We start from the raw sequence: 11972 nt of genomic DNA on the forward strand, positions 1-11972 counted from the left end.
CCCCTAAAGAATAAATATTCATTTTCTTTTATAATAATTCAAACTTTAACACCTTTTACAAAATGTATCAAGAGTCATTTTCAAATTTTTTCAAACAATTTCGTCGAACTTTTTTCTGTTTTTCTGTACAATATAAGCAGGAAAACGGGGGTGAACTTATGGAAAAGTATTTCTTATACGATAATCATCTAGGAATTGAAATTCCGCATTTACAAGAAGATTGGGAAGATATCCCCGAAAAAATGCAGCATGCTATTTTACTAAAATGGGAACAAATTCGCGGGAAAATTCCTGATCGTATAAAAGAACTTGAGCACTATATTAATACAAAACAACATCATTTAAATAACGAAGAAGACTTCGAAGTTTCTTGTAAACTAAATTCAGAAATTGCCGATCTTGCTTCCATCATTAATGACCTTTGGCTTTGGTATCGACTCACTCAAAATGTATCTGAGGGGAAAGCACACCAATGAAAAAAGCATGCCCCTCAATTAATTTGGGTCATGCTTTTTTGTCGTAACATGATTTACAATATATCTCTTGTGCTGTTTTCGCCAAACACACATCAAATGGACCAACTAATATACTTCTTTCTTTCGGCAACTTTACAAAAGCAACAAGTTCTTCTTCATATTGAATTTTTTTCTGACATGAAACGCATATTAATTCTTTTCTTTTGAACATGTCTTTTAGCATATCTTCACTCTCCCCTTCATCTATCTATATTAATATACTCTCATAATAGTTAAGAGTTGTAAAAAAATGACACATTTTGAATCGAATGATTCATATACTATGTACAAAAGGAGGTCTAAAGCTTATGCGTGCTTTCGTTATTATCGCTTTAACTTTTTTAAGTGTAATTAGTTGGGATTCGTTTTTTAAAGATAAAAGTGATGAAAAGAACACAACGGAATAAAACCCTTTTTTTCTTGCTTATTGGACAAACCGTTACAAACTGTCCAATCCTCTGAAATAACTTAGGCTTTGCTACAAAAATATTTAAACATAACATTTTTTGTAGATTCCCTCCGTTTATTGTCGGTTTCCATCCGCATACATTTTTTAAAAGTATGATATAATAGTATAAATCTTGAAGGAAGGGATTTTGATATCATGATCGCTCGAAGGAGCATGTGGCATCGTATTGACGAATCATACACGTAGCGTATTTTTCAGCTCAGATACTTTAGTCTAGCGAAAAAAATACGAGAGTGGGGAAATTATGATTGCCCGAAGGATAATTTGGCAAAAAAAAGACTCTTCTTACACATAGCGTTTTGTTTAGGACTTAATTGTTACTAACTAAACAAAACAAAGAAGAGCAGGATTGCTAAATGACGAATCCTACTCCACGTTTTGTTTAGTCGTTTTAAGACTTAAACTAAAACGAAGGTAGGGAGAATTGATGGACGAGAGGATTATTCGTTATTTCTTCAGCGACATATAGCGTAGTTAGTTTTTTCGTAAACTAACTGAAAGCTACATGTGAGCTCGTAGTTAGTTTACAACACAAAAAGGACTACTAACTACGGAAAGAAGGAATAACGATGAGGAACATCCAAAGTCGGCAAATTATTAAAGAAATTTTTATGGTTTTAATCGGTTCATTTATTTTAGCAGCAGCGCTATATCACATTCACTTCCAAAACCACTTAACAGAAGGTGGCTTTGTAGGAATTGCACTATTCATTCAAAACTTTTATGATATTTCACCATCTATTTCAACTGTATTAATGGATATCCCAATTATTTTACTGTGTGCTTCATTTTTGGGTAGAAAAATGGTTGGCTATTCATTCTTAGGTTCTATTTCATTCGGATTATTTTATTCCTTAATGGAAAATTATTCTCCATTTACGGTAGATTTATCAAATAATTTATTTATAGCTGCAATAGTTGGCGGTGCGTTAGCTGGTATTGGACTCGGTTTTATATTGCGATTTGGCGGTGCAACCGGTGGAGACGATATTTTAACAATTGTATTAAGTAAACGAACTCGTTTTACAATTGGGCAAATTTTCTTCGTCTTTGATGCGATTGTTCTTGCGCTTTCATTATATTATTTAAATTGGACAGAAATTGCTTTTACTATTCTTTCGATTGCCGTACAGGCAAAAACATTGGATTTAATTTATTATCCAAAAACAGAAAAAACAGCAGAAAAGCAGCCAGTATCTGTTCCAATGTCCAAAAAACATGCAACAAATTAAAAAAGCGAAAGGCTTCGGCCTCTCGCTTTTTTTATGCTCTTTTTTCTTTCTCGACTATATGGCGCACTTGATAAAATCTATTTGCAAATTCAGTAACGTTTCTTGTTAAACGATAGTTCACTGTAGATCCAATTGCCATTCCAATTACCGGAATACCTTGGAATAATTTACGACGAAGAGCATAAATCGAAAATGTCTTCAAAATTTGTTTTAACACAACTTCAGTAGAAGCTGTTTGCAACACTGCTTCGTCTCCTTCATAAAAGAACGAATCTTCTTGCTCCAGCTCTTGCAATAAATTGTACCATGCGTATTGCTGAAGTCTTCCTGGTAGTAATGACGCATGAAACACCTTTAACGCAAGCATCATTTCATAAGGCTTGTTCACATCATGCCCAAATGATGTTGCAATAAGTTGGACTGCCTTCACATTTAACGCGATCATAACCGGAAAATCTGCCGTTAATAATAATAAACCTCCAGCACCTGTCGCCCCGCCTTGCACAAACGAATATAGACGATGACGTGCTGTTTGCTGCTCTGCTATGTATGTTAACTGATCAATAGATAATGCTTTCAAATCTTCAAGCTGTTCAATCGATTCATCAAATAATCTCGATGTTCCTAAAATCCGATTACGTGCATCTAACTGTGCTTGTGAACTTTGAATAAATGCATGCAAATGAAAGAGCCATCCATCTGCTTTCGTGAAGAATTCTTTTCGCTTTTTCTCAGGTAATTTCGCAACTGTAGTATGTAACCATTTATCAAACACTTTTTGAAAATCGGTCGCTTCTTGCTCAACTAATTGCGCTTCCCATTCTTTTATATTGTCTAAAATGGCTTGTTCTCGCTTCGATCGCATCGTAACAACCACCTCGTTCGATTTTTTTCTATTGTAACATATTTCTGCTTATTCTTTACAAATATGCTTGTATATCTCTTTTTATATACCCTTTATGAGTGACATAAAATAATAGCAAAAAGGATGAGATGCTTCACATGAATCTATCCAATCTAAAACAAAATTATAACGCAGAATTCAGCTTAGGAAAAAACTGCTGGCCTACTTGGGCATTATATCAATTAGAATTATCACCATTTTTTGGCGTTATTGATTTTATGCTAAGTCCTTCATTAGCGAAAGTAAATTTATTATTCCAAAATCGATTTGACCGCTTTTTAAATTAAGAAAATTTATCCTTCATCTCATTTTGGGATGATGATGCAAAATTAAGATGAAGGGGCAACCTTTATGAAATTGACTCCTGTCATGACTTTAAAACAGATGTAAACACACCAACTACTTGGCCTTCTTATACAGAAATTAAGTTAAACTACGAACATCGAACTAATCGTTTTCTAACTACAATTGAAACGGCAGAATCCATATTATTTATTCGAACTGGAGGAACATACGAAGAAGCATGTTCCCTAGAACAAATTTCATCTCAAATAATTACACATACATTCTCTGTCCTGTTACTAATTCCTGCCGATATACCAACTATCACTCAAGAAGATTGGGGATTACAACATACTTGCGTTATGAAATGCCCGATTATGGATGTATACCAATACAATGAAGCATTTTGGAAAGACTTATTTGATGAAATTACAGTTAGACCGCACACTTAAATACAGAATACTTTTATCACACCATACATTATAATCTTCCTTATACAAAACAAATAAGGAGTGATTCTATTATGTATCCACGTGCAAAAGCTTTCGGTCTTGCTGTACATCAAGATCGCCTTCTCGTACAAGAATATTATACAGAAGGCGAAACATATTATCGTCCTCTTGGCGGTTCCATTGAACTTGGTGAAAAATCAGCACATACTGTTATTCGGGAGTTTAAAGAAGAGCTTCATACGGAGATAGAAATCACCAATTATTTAGGTTGCTTAGAAAATGTCTCTCATCTAGATGGGGGCATTGGTCACGAAATCATTCAACTATATTCTTTGCGTTTATTAGACACCTCACTATATGAAATGGAAATATTAAATATACAAGATGAGCAAGCAGTAACGTATGCGAAATGGATTCCTATTAAGGCATTCATTCAGAAAGAAAAAATATTATATCCGGATGGTGTTTTAAAATACATCCAAAAGAAAAAAGACGAAATCCTATAGGATCTCGTCTTTCTTTTTATATATTAACCAATATCTCCAAGACGTAGTACGTCACGAGCAATCATAACTTCTTCGTCAGTTGGAATTACGATAATTTTTACTGGAGAGTGTGGGAAGCTGATGAATGCTTCTTCACCGAATACGTTATTACGTTTTACATCGAAGTATACGCCCATGTACTCAAGGCCTTCTAATACGCGCTCACGAATAATCGCACTGTTTTCACCTACACCAGCTGTAAAGATGATTGCGTCTACACCTTTCATACGAGCTGTGTAAGAACCGATGTATTTGTGGATACGGCTTACGAATACATCAAGTGCTACTTTCGCACGGTGGTCGCCTTCTTCTTCTTTCGCAATGATGTCACGTAGGTCACTAGAGTAACCAGTAAGACCTAACATACCACTCTTCTTGTTTAATACGTTAACTACTTCTTCTACTGTTTGGCCTGTTTTTTCCATGATGTATGGAATTAACGCAGGGTCAAGGTTACCAGAACGTGTACCCATTGTTACACCAGCAAGTGGAGTGAAGCCCATAGAAGTATCGATAGATTTACCGCCTTCTACTGCTGCGATACTTGCACCGTTACCTAAGTGACAAGAAAGTAAGCTTAAGCTTTCAATTGGACGACCTAATAATTCAGCCGCACGCTCAGTTACATATTTATGAGAAGTTCCGTGGAAACCGTATTTACGGATGCCGAATTTTTCATAGTACTCATATGGTAAGCTGTATAGGAATGCAGATTCCGGCATTGTTTGGTGGAATGCTGTATCGAATACTGCTACTGCTGGTACGTTTGGTAATACTTCTCGGAATGCTTTAATACCAACAACGTTTGCTGGGTTATGAAGTGGTGCTAAATCGCTTAATTCTTCGATATCAGCTAATACTTCATCAGTAATTAAAACAGAGTCAGCAAATTTTTCGCCGCCGTGAACAACACGGTGACCGATACCGCCAATCTCATCTAGAGATTTAACGATTCCGTTTTCAGTTAATTTTTTAAGAAGCATATTAACTGCTACTGCGTGATCTGGGATGTTTGTAATTTCTTTTTGTTTTTCGCCATCTACAGTAATAGTGAAGATACTATCTTCTAAACCGATACGTTCTACTAAACCTTTTGTTAATACTGTTTCACTTGGCATTTCAAATAATTGGAATTTTAAGGAAGAGCTTCCTGCGTTAATCGCGATGATTTTTGACATCTAGTCTTTCGCCCCTTTTTCTCTTGGTAGTTGTGTGGATGTTTCCACAAACCGCTCGATTTTATCTAATCAAATTTACTAAATATGAAAACGTTTCATCATTAGCAAATTTTATACTCACGATTTTAATTTAAACATCGTCCGACATATATTTCAAGTGAAAAAATTGTAACACCAAGAAAAAATATATATTACAGATTTCAAAAAAATTCAGTTAAATCTAGTATATATTTAAAAATATGACATATTATATAAAACTGTACTACATGAATCACTAACTCTGTTACATATACCCAGCTTTATTTATGTGTTGCAAACCAAGTATTTAATTGATCCATAATGTTCTCCATCGCCTTCATGTTAGAGAATTTAGGCAACTCTACTAATAACGCCTGTTTTGGCATTGTTACATTAGAGCCTTTCTTTTGGAGAACAAATATACTTTTTGCATTTTTCTCGTTTTTAAACATGGAAACAGGAAGCTGTAATAACCCTTGAATAAAGCATGTTTCTTTAATAAATGCATGTAATTTTGGTGCCTGATCACTTTCAAAAATGAAGTTTGGTACTAAGAAGAATAAGTACCCGCCCTCTTTCGTATGTTTCACACTTTGTTCAATAAATAAGTGATGAGCATACGACATTCCTTCATCTGCTTTTAATTTATATTCACTGGCACCGATTTCGTTTGGATAGTAACCAATCGGTAAGTCTGAAACGACTGCATCAACTGGATCGATATAAAGTGGTGCTAGTCCATCTTGATGGAAGAATTCGATTGCATGCTTCTGTAAATTTGCATTTACTAAAGCAAGTTTAATTAGCACTTCATCCACTTCTACACCAAATCCACTCATTGTTAGTCCTTCTTTGGCGCTATTAAACACTGTAGTCATTAAATTTCCTGTTCCAATTGCAGGATCTAAAACTGTAATTTCGTTTTGACCTTGCATAAATTTATGGAATAAGTAACTCATGAACATCCCAACTGCATCAGGCGTCATTTCATGATTCGCTTGTACGCCTTCTTTCATTCCTTTTAAGATGGCTAACTGAAATGCTTTACGAATTTCTTCACCTTTATATGTTTCTTCATTAAACGTACTATATTCACGATTCAGCCTTTCAATTGCTGATTCGGATAATTCCTCTTGTAAAATCGCTCCCTCAAACAAGTTATCACCTGTTTCTACAAGCGCCTCTAAATATGTCACATCTAATTCTTTACGTAAAACTACCGCAGAAGAATCAAAAATAGAAAATAATGTTTCCACTGTCTGACTCACGTACATTCCTCCTTCTCTCTTTTACACATAACTTATATCATACCACAAAGTGATTTTTTCCAAAAAGAAAAAGCGACCTCCTGTAAAGAGCTCCCTCTCAAGTTATATATGATATAACGTTTTTTCTCATATATCGGCACCGTTACGTAGCGATATATGAGAAAAAACGACCTCTTTATAAGAGGTCATTTCCTTCACATTACTTTGCAGATTTAGCTGCTTCTAATGCTGCTTCATAGTTTGGATGGCTTGTACCTTCGCCTACGTATTCTACGTAAACTACTTTGTCATTGCTATCTACTACGAATACTGCACGAGCAAGTAAACGAAGTTCTTTCATTACTAAGCCGTAAGCTTCACCGAATGAAAGGTCACGGTGGTCAGAAAGTGTTACAACATTTTCTAAACCGTTTGCTGCACACCAGCGTTTTTGAGCGAATGGTAAATCAGCGCTAATTGTTAATACTTTTGCGTTTTCAATACCTGCTGCATCTTGGTTAAAACGACGTGTTTGTGCATCACACACACCTGTGTCGATTGAAGGTACAACACTAATTAATTTTACTTCGCCTTTGTATGTTTCTAAACTTACTGGAGATAAGTCGTTTGCTAATACTTGGAAGTTTGGCGCTTGATCGCCAACTTTAACTTCTGTTCCAACTAAAGTCATTGGATTACCTTTAAAAGTTACGTTTGCCACTTGAAAATCCTCCCTTATTTAAACAAAATATGTACAATGTAAATGATAGTTTGTCCCTATCGATAATGCAAATAAAATCGCTTTATTTACAAAAAAATAAAAGAAGCTAACCTATTGATTAGCTTCTTTATTCGTTAAATTTGAAATTCAGGATCATCTTCTTTTCGTTTATCCATCATTTCTTTCACTTTATCAACAGCTTGTGGCGCTAATTCAATTATTTTATCGATGACGTGTGTTTGTTTATCTAAGTGCAATACTTTCACACCATCTCCATTTATAACAAGAAAGGCAACAGGATTAATAGAAACTCCTCCACCACTTCCCCCGCCAAATGGATGACGGCCTGAATGTTCTACTCTACCAAATTCACTTCCACCAGCAGCAAATCCGAAACTTACTTTCGAAACAGTAAGAATTACACTTCCATCTGCCGCTTTAATTGGGTCACCAACAATTGTATTTACATCAGTCATTTGTTTTAAATGCTGCATTGCTGTTGTCATTAAACCTTGAATTGGATGGTCCATTCTATATCCCCCCTATGCTTGAACAGATTTTTCTGTCATACCAGATTTTTGCTGCCTCATAAATATGAGCAATTTCATCGCTGTTTTTATAGTGCGGAATATACGAAAAGATGCTGTTAACTCGCATCTTGATGCAAATCCCTTCCCTTGAAAAACAGGAGTAATTTCAAATTCTGGTACATCGACAATATGCATATATTGTCCGACAACTCCAGCAGCCATACCTTTTGTCCCCCATGCATATCCAGTGACAATTCCAGTACTAGCTGCGTCGCCTGCTCCAATTTGCGTATGCCATTTCCAACCATTGATTTTCACTCGTTTGAGAAAATCTTTAACGATAGTATGAACTTTTTGAAGCCTTTTTATCAGTTCCCCAATACTGTCAAGTTGCGCCATAATTTTATTATCTAGTCCGCCGTCCTCTTCAGCTTTTTCGATTTTCTGTCCTGTCTTTTTCTGCTGTTTTTCAATTCTTTCCAACACATCAAATGTATATCGAATCATCCATATTTTCACTTGAAATAAACATTGCTTTTCCATTTCTGAATATAAAAATGTCACCTTAAGCGATATTTTCGACAATAGTATAAGCAAAATAAAAAGGAGAAGAATTATTATTCCAATTACGAGCCACTTCATACGTATCATCCTTTCACTCCATACCCATTATCGACAAGTTTATTCATCGTTAAACAGAGTTTTATAAGATTGAATATAAAAATTTTTCTAAAAATAAAAAGGTATTTTGACAATTTATATCGAAATATATTATTTGAACATATCATCAGGGAACGGACTCTAATGATATGCAGCACGAAAAACAGAAAATTTAACTGCAGTGGAGGGATACATAATGGCAGATCGTCGCAATTTATTTTTCTTTTATGGTGATGACAAAGCAACGCTCGTTGAAAAAATGAAACCAATCTATCGTATTTTAGAAGAGAATGGATTTACCATATTAGATCATCCAAAAAATGCAAACGCTATCGTCAGTGTTGGAGATGATGCAACCTTCTTACAAGCCGTTCGTAAAACTGGTTTTAGAGAAGATTGCTTATACGCAGGGATTTCTACGAAAGATGAAACTTCGTTCTACTGCGATTTTCACATTGATCACATTGATACAGCCCTTCAAGAAATTACAAAAAATGAAATTGAAGTGCGCAAATATCCAACAATTCAGGTAGATGTAGATCATGGTACATCTTTCTATTGTTTAAATGAGTTCTCATTACGTTCTAGCATTATTAAAACATTCGTTGTAGATGTTCACGTTGATGATTTATACTTCGAAACATTTAGAGGGGACGGTTTAGTAGTTTCTACCCCAACAGGAAGTACAGCTTACAATAAATCATTGCATGGTGCAGTTGTTGACCCACTTATTCCATGTTTCCAAGTAAGCGAACTAGCATCTTTAAACAACAACACTTACCGTACGCTCGGTTCACCGTTCATTTTAAATCACGAACGTACATTAACTTTAAAACTAAGACCAGACGGTAACGATTATCCTGTTATCGGCATGGATAACGAAGCGCTTAGCATTAAACAAGTGGAAAAAGCTGTTGTACGCTTAAGCGATAAACAAATTAAAACAGTTAAATTAAAAAACAACTCTTTCTGGGAAAAAGTACAAAGAACGTTTTTATAGAATTAAAATAACCGCAGAATTATGGAATTCCATAATTCTGCGGTTGTTTATTTCTCTAACTATTAGTTGCTATTTTTGTCGGTAAGTCGATATATTTCAATAATCGCTCATATATTTTTACATACCTTTTCTATAGACAACTTGGCCATCTATTACGGTCATTTCTGCTTGTACTTCTTTCATTTCTTCTGCCTCAATTTCAAAAATATTACGGTCTAATATCGTAAAGTCTGCTTCATATCCTTTTATAATTTGCCCTCGCTTCGCTTCTTTTCCGATTGCATAGGCACTTCCTGTTGTAAATAGAGAAACAGCCTCATATACCGTTAATCTTTCCTCAGGCATATAGCATACATCGTCAATAAAACTTCTACGTGTAACAGCGCTATATATGCCTAAAAATGGATTCACTTGTTCAATTGGTGCGTCAGACCCACCGTTGCAGCGTAATCCTGCTTCCAGTAACGTCTTCCAAGCGTATGCATAACGAAGACGACGCTCGCCTAGTTTTCCAATGACTGACGGGAAATCTGAGGAAAGAAAGACCGGCTGTATATCGATAATAGCCGACAAGTTTTTCATTCTTTCAATCAACTCTTCACGAGCAAGCTGACAATGAATAATACGGTCACGTAATCCTTTTGCTGGTGGATATAATTCGAGTGCATTAATGACATATTCAAGCGATAAGTCACCGATAGTATGAATCGCAACTGGCATATGTAAGTCTCGTGCTTTCTTCACTAATTCTGCAAGTTCTTCACGTGAGAAAATTGCAACCCCATTCGTTTCCTTCGCATCTTCATACGGTTCACTTAATAATGCTGTTCTTCCGCCAAAAGAACCGTCAGAAAAAATTTTCATTGCCCCAAATTCAATATAATGTTCATTTTCATATTCTTTTCGTTCTTGTGCTACTTCATGATGAACGAGCAAATGTGCTTTAAATGGCATTTCTTTTATAACGTGAGAAAACGCATTATGCGTTTTTCTAAAGCCACCATAGTAATTTAAATCTTCCGTATGCCCGCCAACAAGTCCATATTGCCAACAATCTTTAATCGCTGTTTGCAGAGCTCTTTGTAAATAAGCTTCATCAATTTCTGGCTGAACGTGTTTAATTAATTCTTGCCCTTGTTCATATAAAAGTCCTGTTAACTTATTTGATGAATCCCTGCCAATTTTCCCGCCTTTTGGATTTTGCGTCGCTTCTGTTATGTTCGCTTCTTGCAATATGTATGAATTCACCCATGTAACGTGACGACAAACTCGCTTTAATAAAATGGGATGTTCTTTCGAAATTTCATCTAAATCACGCGCATGAACATCTTTCGTATCTGTAAAGTTATTTTCATTCCACCCTTCTCCAATAACCCAAGATCCCTTTGGTGCTTCTTCCACTCGCTTCTGAACAAGAGTAAGCACTTCACCATAAGATGTACAATTTGATAAATCTAGACGGAGTAATCTCTCCCCATGCCCAATAAGATGCATATGGCTATCAACGAGACCCGGAATCATTGTTTTTCCTTTTAGGTCCTGCAACTTAACGTTTGAATATCTACTTTCTAATTCTTCCTTACTCCCAGCATCAACGATTATGCCATTTTCAACATAAATAGCTTCTACTTTTTCATTCTTTTCTCGCATTGTGTAAATGGTGCCGCCATACCAAATTTCTCTCATATATCCCATCTCCTTTATTTTATTGTATAAAAAAAAGCACCATTTCAAAACATGGTGCTTTTCTAAAAATTACTTTTGTTCGGTAGTAGACGTTGTAACTTGCCATTCAATATTAAATTTATCTTTTACTTGTCCGTATGCTGGGCTCCAGAATGTTTCTTGAAGTGGCATGATAACCTCTCCACCTTCTTGTAACTTATCGAATACTTCTTTTGCTTTTTCTGCATTACTAATTTGAATTGCGATTGTTACTTGAGATCCGATTGCATGCCCTTGACCTGGGAATGTATCAGAAATCATAAGATCCGTATTACCAACTTTTAAAGTAGCGTGTAAAACGCGCTCTTTCGCTTCAGCTGGAATCGGGTATTCTGGATTTTCAGGCATGTCACCAAAAGTTTGCATGACTTCTACTTTTGCATCTAAAACCTCTTTATAAAACTGTACAGCTTCTTGCCCACTACCATCTAAAACTAAGTACGGATTAATACCTAAAATCATACGGACACCTCTTTTTTAAGTTTACAAAATCG

13 protein-coding genes and 1 pseudogene are annotated in these 11972 nt (G+C 35.5%); 5 read left to right on the top strand and 9 right to left on the bottom strand.

Annotated features, from left to right (window positions below):
• Positions 1-158: 158 nt before the first annotated feature.
• Complete coding sequence (locus CN409_RS23705; protein ID WP_000417222.1) at positions 159-476, top strand: hypothetical protein; 318 nt, start codon at positions 159-161, stop codon at positions 474-476.
• Between the two features lie 28 nt (positions 477-504).
• On the opposite strand, the gene CN409_RS23710 is transcribed toward CN409_RS23705, so the two are convergent.
• Positions 505-699 carry a hypothetical protein gene (locus CN409_RS23710; RefSeq protein WP_000910278.1) on the bottom strand — a complete coding sequence of 65 codons (195 nt, stop codon included), beginning with the start codon at positions 697-699 and terminating at the stop codon, positions 505-507.
• 854 nt (positions 700-1553) lie between these two features.
• Here CN409_RS23710 and CN409_RS23725 point away from each other — a divergent pair.
• Positions 1554-2216: a YitT family protein gene (locus CN409_RS23725; RefSeq protein WP_001244514.1), complete on the top strand. Its 663-nt coding sequence runs from the start codon at positions 1554-1556 to the stop codon at positions 2214-2216.
• Between the two features lie 31 nt (positions 2217-2247).
• Here the strand turns inward: CN409_RS23725 and CN409_RS23730 are convergent, their stop codons facing one another.
• Positions 2248-3081, bottom strand: a complete 834-nt coding sequence (locus CN409_RS23730; protein ID WP_001256853.1) for an EcsC family protein — start codon at positions 3079-3081, stop codon at positions 2248-2250.
• Between the two features lie 137 nt (positions 3082-3218).
• Between CN409_RS23730 and CN409_RS31540 the strand changes: the two are divergent.
• Both CN409_RS31540 and CN409_RS23740 read left to right on the top strand, forming a co-directional pair.
• Positions 3219-3854, top strand: a pseudogene (locus CN409_RS31540) (DUF1796 family putative cysteine peptidase).
• 71 nt (positions 3855-3925) lie between these two features.
• The gene (locus CN409_RS23740; RefSeq protein WP_086390953.1) at positions 3926-4360 is read left to right on the top strand and encodes an NUDIX hydrolase; all 435 of its coding nucleotides are present in this window, start codon (positions 3926-3928) and stop codon (positions 4358-4360) included.
• Between the two features lie 23 nt (positions 4361-4383).
• Here the strand turns inward: CN409_RS23740 and ackA are convergent, their stop codons facing one another.
• The 5 genes from ackA to CN409_RS23765 all read right to left on the bottom strand — a co-directional run bounded on the left by ackA (position 4384) and on the right by CN409_RS23765 (position 8744).
• Entirely contained in the window at positions 4384-5577 is a 1194-nt protein-coding gene (ackA, locus tag CN409_RS23745) for an acetate kinase (RefSeq protein ID WP_000034583.1), read from the bottom strand.
• A gap of 299 nt (positions 5578-5876) precedes the next feature.
• Positions 5877-6863 (bottom strand): class I SAM-dependent methyltransferase, encoded by a 987-nt coding sequence (locus CN409_RS23750; RefSeq protein ID WP_000084365.1) that lies wholly within the window; start codon positions 6861-6863, stop codon positions 5877-5879.
• A 199-nt stretch (positions 6864-7062) separates the two neighbouring features.
• Positions 7063-7563 (bottom strand): thiol peroxidase, encoded by a 501-nt coding sequence (gene tpx, locus CN409_RS23755; RefSeq protein WP_000024527.1) that lies wholly within the window; start codon positions 7561-7563, stop codon positions 7063-7065.
• Positions 7564-7697: 134 nt separating this feature from the next.
• A complete protein-coding gene (ytfJ, locus tag CN409_RS23760) occupies positions 7698-8093 on the bottom strand; it encodes a GerW family sporulation protein (RefSeq protein WP_000350007.1) in 396 nt (131 codons plus the stop codon).
• Between the two features lie 12 nt (positions 8094-8105).
• Positions 8106-8744: a DUF2953 domain-containing protein gene (locus CN409_RS23765; protein ID WP_000620652.1), complete on the bottom strand. Its 639-nt coding sequence runs from the start codon at positions 8742-8744 to the stop codon at positions 8106-8108.
• A gap of 205 nt (positions 8745-8949) precedes the next feature.
• On the opposite strand from CN409_RS23765, the gene CN409_RS23770 reads away from it, so the two are divergent.
• Entirely contained in the window at positions 8950-9753 is an 804-nt protein-coding gene (locus CN409_RS23770; RefSeq protein ID WP_000785183.1) for an NAD kinase, read from the top strand.
• Between the two features lie 117 nt (positions 9754-9870).
• On the opposite strand, the gene CN409_RS23775 is transcribed toward CN409_RS23770, so the two are convergent.
• A complete protein-coding gene (locus CN409_RS23775; RefSeq protein ID WP_097981800.1) occupies positions 9871-11439 on the bottom strand; it encodes an amidohydrolase in 1569 nt (522 codons plus the stop codon).
• Between the two features lie 69 nt (positions 11440-11508).
• Entirely contained in the window at positions 11509-11940 is a 432-nt protein-coding gene (locus tag CN409_RS23780) for a VOC family protein (RefSeq protein WP_000600368.1), read from the bottom strand.
• Between the last annotated feature and the right edge of the window lie 32 nt (positions 11941-11972).

The organism is Bacillus sp. AFS012607 (assembly GCF_002558005.1).
GTDB classification, from domain to species: Bacteria; Bacillota; Bacilli; order Bacillales; family Bacillaceae_G; genus Bacillus_A; species Bacillus_A thuringiensis_S.